The sequence below is a fragment of the Streptomyces sp. NPDC002403 genome, assembly GCF_053593015.1.
The window spans coordinates 448,018-465,161 of record NZ_JBSFBQ010000001.1; the positions used below are offsets into that span (position 1 = coordinate 448,018).

Annotated in this window: 9 protein-coding genes; 3 read left to right on the top strand and 6 right to left on the bottom strand. The window is 72.3% G+C overall.

The features are described 5' to 3' along the window. Position 1: 1 nt before the first annotated feature. From ACWCPY_RS02130 to ACWCPY_RS02140, 3 genes are all read right to left on the bottom strand, one after another. The gene (locus ACWCPY_RS02130) at positions 2-478 is read right to left on the bottom strand and encodes a succinate dehydrogenase hydrophobic membrane anchor subunit (RefSeq protein ID WP_451262349.1); all 477 of its coding nucleotides are present in this window, start codon (positions 476-478) and stop codon (positions 2-4) included. A 5-nt stretch (positions 479-483) separates the two neighbouring features. Beyond that, positions 484-864, bottom strand: a complete 381-nt coding sequence (gene sdhC / locus ACWCPY_RS02135) for a succinate dehydrogenase, cytochrome b556 subunit (protein WP_072486591.1) — start codon at positions 862-864, stop codon at positions 484-486. A gap of 238 nt (positions 865-1,102) precedes the next feature. Next, complete coding sequence (locus tag ACWCPY_RS02140; protein WP_451262414.1) at positions 1,103-1,621, bottom strand: 2-oxo-4-hydroxy-4-carboxy-5-ureidoimidazoline decarboxylase; 519 nt, start codon at positions 1,619-1,621, stop codon at positions 1,103-1,105. A gap of 318 nt (positions 1,622-1,939) precedes the next feature. Here ACWCPY_RS02140 and ACWCPY_RS02145 point away from each other — a divergent pair, with 318 nt between their 5' ends. The 3 genes from ACWCPY_RS02145 to ACWCPY_RS02155 all read left to right on the top strand — a co-directional run bounded on the left by ACWCPY_RS02145 (position 1,940) and on the right by ACWCPY_RS02155 (position 5,173). Beyond that, complete coding sequence (locus ACWCPY_RS02145; protein WP_451262350.1) at positions 1,940-3,538, top strand: beta-N-acetylhexosaminidase; 1,599 nt, start codon at positions 1,940-1,942, stop codon at positions 3,536-3,538. Positions 3,539-3,653: 115 nt separating this feature from the next. Then, positions 3,654-4,487: a DUF4328 domain-containing protein gene (locus tag ACWCPY_RS02150; protein WP_451262351.1), complete on the top strand. Its 834-nt coding sequence runs from the start codon at positions 3,654-3,656 to the stop codon at positions 4,485-4,487. Between the two features lie 116 nt (positions 4,488-4,603). Next, on the top strand, positions 4,604-5,173 hold the full coding sequence (locus ACWCPY_RS02155) for a hypothetical protein (RefSeq protein ID WP_451262353.1): 570 nt from the start codon (positions 4,604-4,606) through the stop codon (positions 5,171-5,173). 52 nt (positions 5,174-5,225) lie between these two features. On the opposite strand, the gene ACWCPY_RS02160 is transcribed toward ACWCPY_RS02155, so the two are convergent. Genes ACWCPY_RS02160 through ACWCPY_RS02170 form a run of 3 tightly spaced genes read right to left on the bottom strand, consistent with a single transcriptional unit; the run spans position 5,226 to position 17,115 of the window. Further along, positions 5,226-12,503 (bottom strand): MupA/Atu3671 family FMN-dependent luciferase-like monooxygenase, encoded by a 7,278-nt coding sequence (locus ACWCPY_RS02160; RefSeq protein WP_451262354.1) that lies wholly within the window; start codon positions 12,501-12,503, stop codon positions 5,226-5,228. Then, complete coding sequence (locus tag ACWCPY_RS02165) at positions 12,500-15,862, bottom strand: type I polyketide synthase (RefSeq protein ID WP_451262355.1); 3,363 nt, start codon at positions 15,860-15,862, stop codon at positions 12,500-12,502. The genes ACWCPY_RS02160 and ACWCPY_RS02165 overlap by 4 nt, the downstream gene beginning before the upstream one ends. Beyond that, a complete protein-coding gene (locus ACWCPY_RS02170; RefSeq protein ID WP_451262356.1) occupies positions 15,859-17,115 on the bottom strand; it encodes an MFS transporter in 1,257 nt (418 codons plus the stop codon). Before ACWCPY_RS02170 ends, ACWCPY_RS02165 begins: the two co-directional genes overlap by 4 nt. Between the last annotated feature and the right edge of the window lie 29 nt (positions 17,116-17,144).

Here is a 17,144-nt window from a genome sequence, read left to right on the forward strand (position 1 = left end):
CCTAGCGGATGTTCGGGTCGAAGGTGAAGATCACCAGCGTGCCCAGCAGGACGGTGAACACCGTGGCGGTGTACAGGAGCATCTTCAGCCAGAAACGGGTGTTCTCCCGTTCGGCGTAGTCGTTGATGACCGTACGGAGACCATTGGCGCCGTGCAGCATGGCCAGCCACAGCATCCCGAGGTCCCAGAGCTGCCAGAACGGCGAGGCCCAGCGGCCCGCCACGAAGGCGAAGCCGATCTTGGAGACGCCGCCGTCCAGCACCAGCTGGATCAGCAGGTGGCCGATGACGAGGACGACCAGGACGATGCCCGACAGGCGCATGAAGAGCCAGGCGTACATCTCGAAGTTGGTGCGCGAACCCTTGGGGGTCTTGCCGGTCCGCTTGCGCGGCGGCTCGATGACCGGGGCCGGGTTGTCGACGTCGTACAGGCCGACCCCCTCGACGGCGCCGATCGCGGCGGAGGACTCGGTGGACATTGGCCTCAGCTCCCGAATACTTCGCGTACGGCGTGGCCGAGGACCGGGTACAGCGCCCCGACCATCAGCACGACCCAGATGCCCACGACCGACCAGAGCATCTGCTTCTGGTAGCGCGGGCCCTTGGCCCAGAAGTCCACGGCGACGATCCGGAGACCGTTCAGCGCGTGGAAGAGAATCGCGGCCACCAGGCCGTATTCGAGGAGCGCGACGATCGGCGTCTTGTAGGTGGCCACGACGTCGTCGTAGGCCTCCGGGGAGACGCGGACGAGAGCGGTGTCCAGGACGTGTACGAACAGGAAGAAGAAAATGAGGACACCGGTGACTCGATGAGCCACCCAGGACCACATGCCTTCCCGGCCGCGGTACAGCGTTCCAGCCGGCACGGAAGAACCCTCCGGGAGCGGGGATTGGGGTCGGCCGGCTTGACTGTCGGTCTGACCCGGCCGGGTACGGTCCACCGGCCCCGGCCATCGTAGCGACGGTTTGTCGGTTCGTTCGCGCGGGGGCCCGCGGTGTGATCAAAGTGGCAATCAAACAGGCACGGACGGGCTAGAAAGGTCCGTCGGGACCTGTCCATGACCTTCCGGACAGGCCCTGGCCCTCGCCACCGAGCCCGTTCCGTTATGAACCCGATACCAGCTCGATGATGCGGCCCCGGGCGAGTCGGCGCATCTCGTCCGCGGAGACCACCCGCTCCTGGTCGGGTTCGTGGCCCAGTCTGGCCCGGATCCCGGCGAGCACCTGGTCGGGCTGTTCGGCCGGCTCCAGCCCGTCCACGCACATCACGAAGACATGGCCGAAGCGGGACTCGTACGCGGCGTGCGCGGCCCGCAGCGCGAGATGGGCGGAGTGCGGCGCGGCGTGGTGCAGACCGGGCGGGACCTCGACGGCGAGCGCCTCGGCGAGATCCGCCGGGGCCAGGTCGTAGCCCGCCTCGTCGGCCGCGGCCAGCAGTGCGTCCAGGTCGGGATAGGGGCGGTGGGCGGTCAGCCGCTGCGCCCAGCGGCGGCTGCCGCAGCACTCCAGCAGGGCGGCCTCCACCTCGGCGGAGGGCACGGTGTTGAAGAGGCAGAGGCCCTGGGCGTGCGCGGATCCGGAACTCTGGACGGGTACGGCCGTCCGGGTGGCCGGTTGCCGCAGCTGCTCCGGGAGGCCTGTGGGGGACTCGCTGGACCTGGACAGCGTGGGCTCCTCGGATCAACGGCATCTGTCGCCCTGGAGCGGGCAGGGACGGATGGGACCAGGCAGATGCAGGGTGCAGGGAGAGACGAATGTGCCTCAAAGCTAGCGAGGCGGGGCAACGGACGTCCGACAAATGCGCGAACTTCACCCGGACGGGAGAGTTTCGGAACGCCCGCTGAACCGTAATCCAAGGAGAACATCCAGCTGTCCGCTCGATTTTGATCGGGTCTGCCTGGTTTAGCCTTGTTTTTCGTAAACGACGGAGGTTTCTGAACCATGTCGCCCTCACGTGGCGCTCTCGCGGCCGGTGCGGTCCTCACCGCGGCGGCCGCCGCGACGATCGCCGTCGTCGTCTGGCCGGAAGGCTCCGACAGCGGACTCGCCGGGGACGGGGCGACCGCCCGCACCCCCGCGCCCGCCCCTTCACCCACCCGCAGCTACCCGCTCTCCACCGCCCCGCGCACCATCCCCGCCGTACGGGAGCACATCGCGGCCCGCGGCCCCGGCTGGCGCCCCGGCCCGGGCGGCGGGGTGGTCGTCGCCGGCGGCAGCGGCACGCTCGCGGACGAGGGACAGCTGCTGGCCAAGGAGCTGAAGATCCAGTACCGGGGCGAGGTCCCCGCCCGCGCGGGCGACGTGGAGCTGGCCCTCGCCCCGGGCGGGGGTGCCCCCGAGTCGTACACCCTCGCCGTCCACGACGGACGGGTCAGGATCAGCGGACCCGACCAGGCCGGGGTCTTCTACGGGACCCGCACCCTCAAGCAGTCGGTCCGCGCCGACGGCGCGATGCCGGAGGGCGAGGTGCGCGACCGCCCCGACCGGCCTCAGCGCGGCCTCAACCTCGACATCGCGCGCAAGTACTACACCGCCGCCTGGATCGAGGACCGGCTGCGCGAGATGGCCGACCTCAAGCTCAATCAGCTCGGCCTGCACTTCTCCGACGACCAGGCCTTCCGCATCGAGTCCGACACCCACCCCGAGGTGGTGTCGCCGGAGCACCTGAGCAAGGCGGAGGTCCGGCGGATCCTCGGCCTCGCGTCCCGGCTGCACATCGAGGTGGTCCCGGAGATCGACTCGCCGGGCCATCTCGGCGCGGTGCTGAGGGCCCACCCCGACCTCCAGCTGCGCAATGTGTCCGGAACCCGCTCGCCCGGGTCGCTCGACATCTCCAACCCGGGCTCGGCGAAGCTCGTCGACGAACTCCTCGGCGAGTACACCGAGCTGTTCGGCGGCGCGTACTGGCATCTGGGCGGCGACGAGTACCTCGCGCTGATGGCACGGGACCCGGCCGCCTCCTACCCGCAGCTCCAGCGCGCCGCCCAGCGGAAGTACGGGGCCCAGGCCGGCATCAAGGACCTGGCGACCGGCTGGCTCAACGACCGCGCGGCGGTGGTGCGCCCGCACGGCAAACGGCCCAAGGCCTGGAACGACGGCTTCTTCCGTGACGGGATCGTCCACGCCGACAAGGACATCGAGGTCGAGTACTGGACGGGGAAGGAGTACGGCGCCCGGCAGCCGGAGGAGTATCTGCGCGAGGGGCGGCGCGTGGTGAACCTCAACGACGAGTTCCTCTATTACGTGCTCGGCCAGCCCAACAACTTCGTCTACCCGACGGGCGAGCGGATCTACGAGCAGTGGACCCCGCTCGTCCTGCGCGGCACCCAGCCCGTCCCGGCGCGCTACTCCGGCCAGATCCTCGGCGGCCGGTTCGCGGTCTGGGGTGATCTCCCGCAGGCGCAGACGCCGGCGCAGGTGGCGCAGGGCATCCGGATGCCGCTGCGGGCGACCGCCCAGAAGCTGTGGGTCCCGGGGAAGCCGGCGCTGAGCTGGGACCGGTTCCGGGCACTGGCCGCGCGGATCGACGGGACGGGCTGAGCGGAATCGGCGTGGACAGCGGGGTGGGCGGGAGCTAGGTTCCGCATGCCGCGCACAACCGGGGAGAGGTGCGCGTTCTCGCGTCCGCGCTCAGGACCTCGGGGGGTTCCGCTTCATGCTCTGCTCCACCTGCCGTCTCGGACCGCCGGTCACCGACGACGGACGCTGCCTGCTCTGCGCCGGTCCGGCCGGTCCGGCGCCCGCCCCGATGCCGCCCGCCCCGGCCTTCTTCGCGCCGCAGCAGTACCCGCGTTCGCCCGAAGGGCTCGCGAAGGCGGTCGTCGTGCTGCTGGCGGTCATGATCGTGGCGGACCTGCTCGCCGTGGCGGCGGGGCTGAACACCCACCGTGTGCTCGCGGCCGGGGCGGCGAACGACTTCGTGACGTACGACGAGGAGGCGGCGACCCTCGCGGACGATCTGTACGGGGCCGCGAGCTCGTTGCAGACCCTCGTGGGCCTGGCCATCGTGGTCGTCTTCATCATCTGGTTCCGGCGGGTACGGCTCAACGCCGAGGTGTTCGACCCGGGCGTGCAGCCGATGCGGCCCGGCTGGGCCGTCGGCGCCTGGTTCATCCCGATCGCCAACTGGGTGCTGCCGCGCCGGATCGCGAGCGGCATCTGGACCGCGAGCGCCCGGACCGGCACCGACGGCAGCCGGCGCACGGTCCCGGCCACCGTGATGAACCTGTGGTGGGGCGCCTGGGTCTGCTCGCAGATCATCGCCCAGTACACGGCCCGGCGGTACTGGGCGGCCGAGCAGCCGCAGGAGATCCTGGACACCACGTTCCTGCTGGTGGCGACCGACGCCGTCGACATCGCGGCCGCGGTGCTCGCCATCCTCTTCGTGCGCGGGCTGACCCGGATGCAGGGGGAGCGGGCGGCCCTCGGCGTGTATCCGCCGAGCACACCGGGTCTGGCGGAGCGCGCCTCCTGGGGCCGCGCCCACTGAACGACGCAATTCGGCCCTCGGCAGTGACGGTTTTGAGCCATCCGGCGCTGAACGCGGTAACAGGAAGCGCCTCGTCCCCATGTGCGCACACGGGGACGTGCCGACGGGAGACGCCGATGAGCCTGCTGGAACTGATCGCCTCCGCCGACGAGCGCGGGCTCGCCGCGAGTGCGGTCGCCTGCCTCGACCGCTGTCTGCCGCAGCCCCCGGACGGAGCGGACCCGGATCCGCTCCGTCCGCTCTGGGCGGCGTGCGCGGACCCGGCGCTCTGGCCCGACCGCCTCGCGGAGGTCCGCGCCGGGCTGGACGCCGCGGCCGATGCGGAGGGTGCGGCCCCGCGGATCCGGAAGCTGCTGGGCGAGGCACCGGCCGGCCGGGCGGCGCCGGGGCTGCGGGAGTGGGCCGACGCCTGCTCGCTGCTGGCCCTGGAGGTCCACCTCGGGACGGAAGCGGCGTCGGACGCCGGAGCGGAGACGGCGCGCCGCTGCCGCGAGGCCGGTCCGGACGGGGCCGCTCCGCTGCCGGCCGGGGAGCTGCGCCGCCAGATCCGGATCCTGGAGCTGCTGGCGGAGACGGCGGACGCCGCCGCGGCGGGGGCCGGGCTGCGGCAGGTGCTGGACGCGTCGGCGGAGGGGCAGAGGGTGCTGCGCGCGGCGGTCTCGCGACGGGCGCGGGGGCGGGGGTAGGGCGTGCGGGGCCGGGGGTTCCCCCGGGTCCGCACGCCCTGTCCCCCTCGGGTCAGCCCGTCCCGTCGGCGAGGGCCTCCCCGACCTCCTCCCGCAGCAGCCGTACGTACTCCCGTGTCCATGTCTCGACCGTCGCCCGGTCCCACAGGTCGGCCGAGTACTCCACGGCACCCTGCAGAACGCCCTCGGCCGGGGTCAGCACCATGATGAACTCCGACCGGGACGCGGCCGGGGCGATCTCCGCCACCGTGGTGGTGAGCCCCGGCAGTTCGATCCCGGTGTCCAGCGAACTCTCGTAGGCCAGAGCGATGGCCAGTCCGTCCGGTACCTCGACGCCCCTGCGCTCCCGCAGCGCCGGTGCCACCTGGCGCGGCGACAGGGCGTGCTCCATGCCCAGGACCGTCGTACGGGTGACCCGGTCCGTCAGCTCCGCGAAGGAACCGGAGCGCGCGTCACGGACCCGCAGGGCGAACCCGGTGGCCGTGCAGCCCACCAGGGACTCGAACTCGCGGCTCTCCCGGCCCGCGTAGGAGATGCTCATGACCACGTCCTCCTGCTCCGCCTTCGCCGCCAGCAGCCGGCCGAGCGCCGCCGCGGTCACCACGAAGGGCGTGGTCGCCCGCCGGACGGCCAGCCGTTCCACAGCGGCCCGGACCTCGGCGGGCACGGTGAATTCGATGACCCCGCCCCGCCCGCTGAGGGTGTCGGGCCTCGGCCGGTCCAGTGGCAGATCCGCCGCGAAGGGGGCGTCGGCGAGTTCCTCCACCCAGTAGTCCGTGCGGCGGGCACCGGTCGCCGCCGCGTGGGCGACCTGCCAGTGCGCGTACTCCACCTGCTGCGGCGCCGAGGCCGACAGACCGTGTCCGGTTCCGGTGGCAGCCGCGCGGTAGAGCGCGGCGAGTTCCTTCAGCAGCGTGGTCAGGGCCCATCCGTCGCAGGTGCAGTGGTGCAGCACGAACAGCAGCACCCACTCCTCGGCGCCGGTGCGCAGCAGACGGGTGGAGAGCACGTCCCCCTCGAAGAGGTCGAGCGGTGTCTCCGCCGCCTGCTCGGCGAGCCGTCCCACCTCGGCCTGCCGTTCCGGCTCCGGCCATGAGGTGAGGTCGTCGACGGGCAGGTCCAGGGGGCGGGATTCGAGCACCTCCTGTTGCCAGGAGTCGAGACCCTCCCGTACCAGTCGGGTGCGCAGCGCCTCATGGCGGTCCGTCAGTTGCTGGAGTGCGGTATGGAGCGATCCGGGGTCCAGCGGGCCGGCGAAGGTGATCCGCAGGGCGACGTTGAAGACCTGCGGCTTGGCGTGACGGGCGTGCACGGTGGCGAAGCGCGACTGCTGCTGGCTGGCCGGGCCCCGGCGGAGGACCCTTCTCGATCCGGCACCGCGCACGAACTCCGTCATCGCGCGCAGTGTGGGTTCCTGGTAGAGCCGCGAAAGGGGGTACTCGATGCCCCACGCCTCCCTGATCCGGTTGACCAGTCTCATCGCGGTGAGGGAATGGCCGCCCAGGTCGAAGAGGGAGACATCGGGATCGATGCCGGACGCGGCGAGGCCGAACTCGGCCGCCCAGAGATCACGGAGTCCGCTCTCCGCCCCGGTGCGGGGTGCGGCCTCTGGCGACGGGCCGTCGGCCGGGCGGGCGCCCTCCCTGTCCGCGGGGAGGGAGGGGCCGTCCGCCGGGAGAAAGGGATCGGCCGGTGGGAGGAAGGGACCGACTGGCGGGAGCTGGGTCCGGTCCAGCTTGTCGTTGCTGGTCAGCGGCAGTTCGCCGAGGACCCGCCAGGCACGCGGCACCATGTACTCCGGCAGGTGGTGGTGGAGCTCCTCGGCCCACCGGTCCGTGCGGGACCGTTGCTCCGCCGCGCTGTCGCAGCCCGGCTCGGCGGGCACCACATAGGCGGCCAGGAACGCCTCGCCGTTCGCACGGCGCAGGCCGACCACGGCCGCCCGGCGGACACCGTCGAGACGGCCCAGCGCCCGCGCCACCTCCTCCGGCTCGACCCGGAACCCGCGGATCTTCACCTGGTCGTCGGTGCGGCCCACGAACACGAGCCGCCCGTCCGCCGTCCAGCGGACCAGATCCCCCGTGCGGTAGCAGCGGTTCTCCGCCCCGCCCTCCGGGGTGACCGCGAACCTCTCCTCGGTGAGGTCCGGCCGGTGCAGATAGCCCGCGGCCACCCCCGGACCGCCGACGAGGAGCTCCCCCACCGCACCGATGGGCACCGGCTTGTCCGACGCGTCCACCACGCGCACCGTCACGTTGTCGACCGGACGCCCGATCGCGATCACGTCCGCTCCCTCGTCCGGGACGGGCCCCTCGGCCCCGGGCGCGACCGTGTCGGCGACGCACAGCACGGTCGTCTCGGTCGGGCCGTAGATGTTCACCGTCTCGTAGGGCGCCTCGGGCCTGGGGCGGGTCCGGAGCGCCTCGCCGCCCAGCAGCAGATGGCGCAGCGGGGGCTGATCGGCCACCGGCAGGCGCAGCACCTGTTCGCCCATCGCCGTCGGCAGGAAGCCGAAGGCGATGTCCTGGTCCGCGTACCACCGGGCCAGGGCGAGCGGGTCGCGGCGGACCGGCTCACCGGCCACGACGACCGTGCCGCCCGCTGTCAGCGCCGGCCAGATCTCCATGAGGGAGGCGTCGAAGCTCTGGCTGCACACGACGGCACTCCGGTCGTCGTCGGTGAACGCGAAGCGTTCGTGGTGCCACCGGCAGAGATCCACGACACCGCGGTGGGTGAGCACGACGCCCTTGGGTGTGCCGGTGCTGCCCGAGGTGTAGATGACGGAGAAGGGGGATGAGCCCCCGGTGCCGGTCGTCGGCCGGGTACCCGGCCCGGGACCTCCCTCCGGAGCGGCGTCCGGTGCGATGACGGTCACCGGTCCGGGCAGCCGCAGGTCCTCCGCTCCGCCGGCCCCACTGATCACCGTGCGGGCGCCGCTCTCGGCGATCACCTGCGTGGCGCGGACGGCACCGAGCGACGGGTCGAGCGGCACATACGCGCAACCGGCCCGCAGTACGGCGAGCAGCGCCACGACGAACTCCGCGGAGCGCGGCAGCCACACCGCCACCAGGGACTCCCGGTCACCGTCCGCCCGGTGTTCCGCGAGCACGGCGGCGAGCCGGCCGGCGCGTTCGTCCAGCTCCCGGTAGGTCAGCACGGCGTCCTCGCCCACCACCGCGGTCCGCGCGGGGTGCTCCGCCGCATGCCGGGCGATCCAGTCGTGCACGGTGGTGTCCGCGACCGGCCGGACCGGGCCGTGTTCCCAGCTCTCCGGCACCTCGTCGCCCTCGACCGCCGCACGCGCGAGCAGGGACAGCGGTGTGCCCGGCTTGTCGACGGCGGCGGCCAGGAGGTCGCGGAAGACCGTGAAGAACCGGTCGACGGTGCTCGGCTCGAACAGGTCCGCGTTGTACTCCAGATGACAGCGAACGCCCTCCGGCCGGTCGGTGAAGTAGACCGTCAGATCGGTCAGCGCCTTGTCGGGGCCCGCGTCCAGGGCGACCGCCTCTATGCCGGGGAGGTCGAGGCGGAACGGCTCCGCCGACTGGAACTCGGCGCACACCTGGAACACCGGCGTGCGGTCCGTCCGGCGTGGCGGAGCGAGCGCGCGCACCACCTCCTCGAACGGCGTCCCCGCGTGGTCGTAGGCGTCGAGCGCGACGGCACGCACCCGGTCCAGCAGCGTCGCGAATCCGGGATCGCCGGTGAGGTCGACCCGCAGCGCGAGGGTGTTGACGAAGAAACCGACCAGCTCCTCGGCCCGCTGCGGCCGGTCCGAGACCGGGATGCCGATGACGACGTCCTCCTGCCCCGTGACCCGTCGCAGCATCGCCGCCCAGCCGGCCACCAGGGTCATGAACAGGGTGGCGTGGCGGTCGCGGCCCAGCTGCCTGACCTGTTCGGACAGGCCGGGGTCGAGGGCGCGGAAGACGGCGCGGCCCTCGGAGGTCATCTCCGCCGGGCGGGGACGGTCGGTGGGCAGTTCGAGGACCGGCAGCTCACCGCCGAGCACGCGCAGCCAGTGGTCCAGGTCCTGCGCGGTGCCGGGGCCGTCCGCCGCCGCGCGCTGCTCCCGTGCGTGCTGGGCGTAGTTCCAGGTGAGTGCGGGCAGACCGGCCTCCGTACCGTCGAGTTCCGCCCGGTAGAAGGCGGCGAGGTCCCGGCACAGGACGGTCGCCGAGGCCGCGTCGACCACGATGTGGTGGAAGGACAGGACCAGTACGTGCTCGTCGGCCCCGGTCCGCACGAGCCTGCTGACGAACAGCGGGCCGTTCTCCAGATCGAAGCGGCGGGCGCTCTCCGTCGCCAGTGCCTCCCGCACGGCGGCCTCGGCCCGGAGGGTGCCGTCCACCACTCCGAAGTCGGGCTCGGCGGATTCCCGCACCAGCTGGACCGCCGAATCGCCGGCCTGCCGGAAGACGGTGCGCAGCCCTTCGTGGCGGGCGACGAGCTGACGCAGCGCGGTGTGCAGCGCCTCGGTGTCGAGCGCACCGCGCAGACGGATCGCCTTCACCTCGTTGTAGGCGGTGCGCCCCGGGAGCAGGCGCTCCAGGAACCAGATCCGCTCCTGGCCCGGGGAGAGGGGCGCACCCCGGTCGGGTGCCCGCCGCTCCCGGTGGCGGCGGCGGAGGGCGTCCAGCCGGGGGAGACCGGCGCGCAGCCGGTCCGCGGAGACGCCGAAGTCGACCAGCGCGACGATCTCGTCCGCGCCCGCGTCGGTCACCGCCTCGACCACCGGCAGGACGGTGTCGATGTCGCCGATCAGGGCCCGTTGGTCGCAGTAGCGGCCGTAGGCGCGCCGGAAGACCACGTCCAGGTCGTCCTCGCTGAGCGATCTCAGGTCGGTGGTGACCCCGAGGCTGTTGGTGACGCCGCTGAACAGGGACAGCGAGGCCTGCATGTAGCGGGCCATCGGCGCGAAGGCCTCGGACCGGGCGGTGTCGTGGTCCTCGGCGAGGTAGGTGTGCAGCAGGACGGCGACCCGTCCGGCGTCCGGGTCGAGGCCGTGGAGCGCACGGGCCCGGCGGTAGCGGGCGATGTTCTCCCGGAGCTGGTCGACGTCCTGGGTCATCAGGTTGGTCACGATGCCCAGGTCGTGCGCGGCGGCGCGTTCGTACGACTCCGGGTTGCCGACCACCGCCGTGTAGAGCGGCGGCATCGTCTGTACGGGGCGCGGGAAGAGCCGGATCTCCCGTTCGCCGTCCCCCGTGGTGCGGCGCAGGGGCTCGCCCCGCCAGAGGCTCCGTACCTGTTCCAGCCGGTCGTACATCTCCTGCTTGTGCGGCCCGAAGCGCTCGGGGAAGAAGACGAAGTCGTTGGCGTTCCACCCGCTCGCGACACCGAGGCCGATGCGTCCGCCGGAGAGGTTGTCCGCCATGGACCACTCCTCGGCCACCCGGATCGGGTCGTGCAGCGGGAGCACGACCGAGCCGGCGTTGAGGCGGATGCGCCGGGTCTCCCGGGACAGCGCCGCGGCCAGGACGGCGGGGTTCGGGAAGAGGCCGCCGAACGAGTTGAAGTGCCGTTCGGGCATCCACAGCGCCTCGAACCCGTGGCGGTCGGCGAACCGGGCCGCCTCCATGAGCAGTTCGTAGCGGCCCTCCTTCGGGCCGGGTCCGTCGTCCGGGTAGTCGCCGAAGAAGTAGAGGCTGAAGTCCGCGCGGCGCGGTGTCGTGGGCGCCGCGGGGTCCGGGGCGGCCACGGGAACGGGGGCCGGGGCTGCCACGGGAACGGGAGGTGCGTCGGCCACGGGTTCGGCCACGGGAACGGGACGCCCGGCGGGCCGCCGGGACGGGGTTGTGCCGGTGCGGAAGAAACCGGCCTCCCGCAGGTCCCTCAGCGACCCCCGCACGGCGTCGGCCACGTGCTCGATGTCGCCGTCGGTGTGAGCCGTGGAGAGGAAGAAGTTGCGCCACTCCCACACATGCACGCCCCGCAGCATCAGGTGGTAGTAGAGGAGCTCCATGTCGGCGCGGTGCTCGAAGCGGAACTGGGAGCCGAACCAGCCCATCCGCAGAGGGAATTCCTCGGCCTCGAAGAAGTCGTTGAGCCCGGTGGCCAGTTCGGTCGTCCGGGCGTTGAGCCGTTCCTGGAGGCGCGGACTGTGCTCCTTCAGATGGGTGAGTACGGCGTGCGCCGCGGTCATCGACACGGGGTGCTGGAGGTAGGTCCCGCCGAAGAAGGTGGTGTCGGCGGTCGGGCCGCTGTCGTCCCCGTAACTCCAGTAGCCGCCGTCGATCCCGTCCATGATGTCGGAGCGGCCGGCGACCGCGCCGATGGGGAATCCGCCGCCGAGGAGCTTGCCGTAGGTGGCGAGATCCGGGGTGACTCCGTAGAGCTCCTGGGCGCCACGGGGAGCGGGACGGAATCCGGTCAGCATCTCATCGAACATCAGCACGATGCCGTGGCGGGCGGTCAGTTCGCGCAGCCTGCGGACGAACGCGACGGGCTGGAGCGAGGGATGTCTGCTCTGCACCGGTTCGACGATGACGGCCGCGATCCGTGACGCGTCCCGTTCGATCGCGTGCAGGGCCTCCTCGCTGCCGTATTCGAGGACGGTCAGCTCGGAGACGGCACTGTGCGGGATGCCCCGGGAGACGGGCACGGTCCCCTCCTGGGCACCGTGTCCGGCCAGCCTGCCCAGCACCTGGTCGGCATGGCCGTGGTAGGAGCCCTGGAAGGTGACGATCCGGTCGCGGCCGGTGGCGGCACGGGCGAGCCGGATCGCCGCCGCGTTGGCCTCCGTACCGGAGTTGGCGAAGGCCACCCGTTCCATCCCGGTCAGTTCGCACAGCAGCTCGGCGGCCCCGCCCGTCTCGACACTGCGGGGACCGAGCCGGATGCCCCGGGAGAGGTGCTCGCGCACGGCGTCCCGGACGAAGCCGGGCTCGTGGCCGAAGAGGAGCACCCCGAAGCCCATGGTGATGTCGGTGTAGCTGTTGCCGTCGATGTCCTCGATCCGTGCGCCGTCCGCGCGACGGGCCGCCACGGGATAGAGCATCTCCTTGGTCGACCTGCGGAACCCGACGACCGCCCGGCTGTCGGCGAGTCTTCGACGGTGGCGCTGGGCGAGCTGTCTGGAGGCCGCCGTCCGTGCCGTGTACCGGCGTACGAGGTCGTCGAGATGCTCTTGCTGCGTGCGGGGCGAGGTGGCGCGGACCATACCGGCGTCGGGTGCGATCACCACGCGCGGCCCGTGCGCCTGAGGCTGTGGTGCACTCCCGGTCATGGCCCGTCCGGCGTCGATCTGTTCGGTGATGCGCCGGGAGAGTCCGGCCATGGCGGCCAGGTCGCGGTCCAGGGCGGCCGTGAGGCTCTGCTGCTCGGTCACCGGAGCACCTCGCCGTTCGGCAGGGTCGCCGTCGCGTTGCTCCGGAGCGCGAGCAGCTCGGAGATCTGGGAGAGCTGGGTCAGCATCTGGAGCTGGATCCGTGACAACTGCTGGACCCGTTCGGCCAGTTCCAGCAGCTCCTGCCGGGTGACGGGACCGGCGTCCACGACGGCGGGCGGGACCGGCGGTACGCCGGGGGAGGGCGGTGTGGTGCGCTGCCCGGGTATCGGCGGGTGGGCGAACGGCTGCGGAGCGGGGGCGGGCGGCTGCTGGGCGGGCGGGGGCAGCGGACCGGCGGTGAGGGGCTCCGCCGCGTACGGCTGCGATATGGGTGGGAGGGGCGACTGCGCGGTGGCCGGCAGGGGGCCGGTCCCGGGCCGTCCGGCCAGCCGCGCGGCGACGAGTCCGGCGAGGAGCCGGGGCGTTCCCGTCTCGTCGAACAGCTCGCGCATCGTGACCTTGACGTGGTGCTCCTGCTCGATCTCCCGGAGTGCGTTGATCATGAGGAGCGAGTCCGCACCGAGATCGAAGAACGAGGTGTCGGCCGGGATGGAGGTGAGGTCCTCTCCGAAGGCTCTGGAGAGCACCCCGAGGATGCTGTCCAGGAGGCGCGTGGTCTCCATCGCTTCTGACGTCATGATGCGTTCCTCTCTCGCCGGGGAAATGGGTGCGCGGGGTCCGGGCGGGGCCCCGACCCAGTGGTGTCGGTGCTGGAAGCGGTAGCCGGGCAGCGGGACACGCCGCCCTCCGGTGCCGGCCAGGAAGGTCTCCCAGCGGACATCCGCGCCCGCGCAGTGCAGAGCCGCCGCGGCGCCGAAGAGCGCCGTGAGTCCGGTCTTCCGGTGCAGGGAGGGGATCGCCCGCACCGCGGACGGGGAGCGGCGGGCCAGGCTGCTGAGTGTGGTGTGCGGCCCGATCTCCAGGAGTACGTCGGGCCGTTCACCCGCGACGGCACGCAGCGCCGCGTCGTAGCGCACCGGCTCGCGGGCGTGGCGGATCAGATGCTCCGGGTCCGGCAGCCAGCCGGGCTCGCGGGTCCGGCCGTCGAGAGAGCTGATGAAGCGGGTCCGTACCGGTGTGAAGGGGGTCTTCGCCAGCACCGCCGCGAACGCGTCGAGCATCGGCTCCGTGGCGGCGGTGTGGAACGCCCGGTCCACCGCGAGGCGTTCGTACGGGATGCCCCGGCCGTCGAGCGCGGCGCACAGCCGGTCCACGTCCGCGACGGGACCTGCCAGCACCTGGGAACGTTCCCCGTTGGTCACGGCGAGCTCCACGCCGGGCCGCGAGGCGGCCAGCTCCGCGGCGGCCTCCCGCTCCAGCGCCACCGCCACCATGGCACCCGGCGCGCACTGATCCTGCATCAACCGGCCACGATGCGTGCTGAGTTCCAGGCCGTCCGCGAGCGACAGCGCCCCGGCCGCGAAGAGCGCCGCGTACTCACCGACGCTGTGGCCCGTCACGGCCCACGGCCTGATGCCCGCCTCCTCCCACAGCCGGACCAGGGCGCACTGCAGGGCGAACAGGGCCGGCTGCGCGGTCGCGGTCGGCCAGACGGCCCCCGGTGTGCCCGCCGCCTCGGTGAGGAGCCCGGTCAGCATCGGTTCACCGGTGAGATCGCGGTGCCACACCTCGCAGGCGTCGAGGACCTCGCGCACCACGGGAAACCGTTCGTACAGGGCCGCCGCCGCTCCGGGGAGCAGCGAACCCTGGCCGGTGAACTGGAAGACCACCCGGGCGGGCGCGTCCCCCGACGACGGCGCGGGGCCCGCTTCGGCCGCGACCGGTGCGGGGCCGGACAGCCAGGCGTCGAGCGCGTCGGCCAGCGCGGACGGTGTGCTGCCCCGGACCGCGATCCGGTGCCGGCCGTGCGAGCGCCCGAGGGCGGCGGTCGTGACGAGATCCGCCAAGGTCGGGGCGGTCCGCCCGCGGAGCCGGTCGCGCAGGGACCGTACGTTGTCGGCGAGGGCGTCCCGGCTCGTCGCGGAGACCAGGAGCACGTCCGGCGGGGCCGCGGTGGCGGAACGCGGCCCGGGTACGGGGGCCTCCTCGAGGACCAGATGGACATTGGTGCCGCCGATCCCGAGCGAGGTGACACCCGCCCGCCGGGGGGTGCCGTTCTCGGGCCACGGCTGGAGGGCGCGGGGTGCGTAGAACGGGCTGTCCTCCAGCCCGAGCAGCGGATTGGGATCGCTGAAGCCCGCGATCGGCGGGATCTCACCGTGTCCGAGCACCAGCAGCGCCTTGACGAGACCGGCGAGTCCGGACGCCACGTCGAGGTGCCCGATGTTGGCCTTGACGGCTCCGAGAGCGCAGTAGCCGGTCCGGTCCGTGTCCTGCCGGTACGCCGCGCCCGCACCCTCCAGCTCGATGGGATCGCCCTTGAGGGTGCCGGTGCCGTGGGTCTCCAGATACCCGATGGTGTCCGCGCCGACGCCCGCGTGGTCCAGCGCCCGGCGTACGGCTTCCTGCTGGCCCCGCGCACTGGGTGCCGCGAACGCCTTCTTGCCTGCGCCGTCGTTGCAGATGCCCCAGCCGCGGATGACGCCGTGCACGGTGTCACCGTCCGCGAGCGCACGGGTCAGCCGCTTCAGTACGACGGCCACGACACCGGTGCCTCCGACGGTCCCGTTCGCGGCCGCGTCGAACGCCCGGAGCCGGCCGGTCCTGGAGAGGATCGAGCCCTTGACGTAGTGGTAGCCGAGGACCTGCGGGACATGGATGGCGCCGGCGCCGACCAGCGCGATGTCGCATTCGTCCAGCAGCAGCGACTGGGCGGCCAGGTGCACCCCCACCAGCGAACTGGAGCAGGCCGTCTGTACGTTGACGGCGGGGCCGGTGAGACCGAGCCGGTAGGCGACCCGGGTCGCGTTGAAGTCGGTGAAGTTGCCCACCAGGACCTGCATCCCGGCCAGCCAGTCGGCGATGTCCTCGTTCGGCAGGACGTTGTTGAGCAGATAGGACTGCATGTTGTACAGGTGGTAGCCGGTGCTGGCATAGACCCCGATCCGCTTTCCGTCCCGCTCGTCCGGGTAGCCGGCGTTCTCCAGGGCGTGCTGCGCGCACTCCAGGAACAGGCGGTGCTGGGGGTCGGTCAGCCGGGCCTCGCGGGCGCTCATCCCGAAGTGCCGGGCATCGAACCCGGCGATGTCGTCCAGGACGGCCGAGGCCCCGATGAAGTCGTCGCGCCCGTACAGCTCCTCGGGGACGCCCGCGGCCTTCAGTTCGTCCTGCGTGAAACGGGTGAAGCGGTCCTCGCCGCTCCGGATGATGCGCCAGAGGTCCTCCGGTGTGTCGGCCCCCGGCAGCCGGAAGGCCATTCCGACCACGGCGATGCGTGGGTCCTGCCCGCCACCGCTCATCGGCCGCTCCCTTCGTGCAGGGTGCCGCTGCCGGGCTGCCGCACCCGGTCGGGCCCGGCCGGGGAACGGCGCATTACGAGCAGCGTCAGCAGGGCGAGGCACAGCACGATGGCGAGGCCGTGCAGGGAGGCGACCACCTGGAACGGGGAGAAGGACTCCAGCAGCGATCCGCTGACCAGCATCCCCAGCCCGAACCCGGCGTTCTCGGCCGAGGCGGAGAGCCCGAAGAGGCGTCCGCGCTGCTCGTCGGGGACCGTCTGGAGCCGTGACACGTACACGATTTCGGTGACTCCGTCCGCCGCTCCGGCGACGAGTGCCGTGGCGAGCGTCCATACGGTGGGCAGCCCGCTGAACACGACGATGAACGCCCCCGACATGACGCAGGCGCCGACCGCGAAGGCCCGCTCGCCCAGGGTGTGCCCGGTCCGGCGGGTGTACCGGGCCAGCACCTGCTGGGCGATGATGGTGCCGACCGCCCAGGTGGCCCAGAACTGGCTGATGAAGGTGGCCGGATGATCCGGGTCCAGAAGGCTGGAGTAGACGGGCAGCGCGACGTTGTGCGAGGAGGACCCCAGCCCGTCGACCGCCCGCACGGCGATCATCGCCATCAGCACCGGCGCGCCGGCCCACAGCAGCCGGAGCGAATGGCGCCCGGCGTCCGGCGTGCCGTCCCCGGCACCCCCGGAGCCCTCGGACCGGGCCCTCGTGCGGATCGGCAGCATCAGCAGGACCGACGCGGAGAACAGGAACGTGACCGCGTCCAGGACGAACGCCGCCGTGTACCCGAGCTGCGCCACCACCACACCCGCCGAGGCGAAGCCCGCGATCATGGCGAGGGAACGGCCGGTGACCAACTGCCCGTTGGCGCGGCTCCGGTGCTCGGCCCCCACGATCTCCGGGATGCTGCTGCGCAGAGCCACCTGCGAGAGCGTCGAGCAGCCCCCGGTGACCACGGCCAGGCAGTACAGCAAGGAGACCCGGCCGGCCTCCGGGGCCAGGAGCAGCGCCAGGAGTGCCAGCGCCTGACAGAGATCGGCGCCGACGATCAGACGTTTGCGGTCGTACGCCGAGACGAGGCGCCCGCTCACGAACCCCGCTCCCACACTCGTCCCCAGCCGTACCGCCATGAAGAGCCCTGCGGCCAGGGCGCTCCCGGTGACGTCGTAGACGAAGACGTTCAGCGCGACCATGTTCAGATAACTGCCGTACGCGGAAACGCCGTTACCGAGAACGAGCAGCCGAAAACGCTTCATGCGCACCCTTTCGGAACCACGAGGGAAGT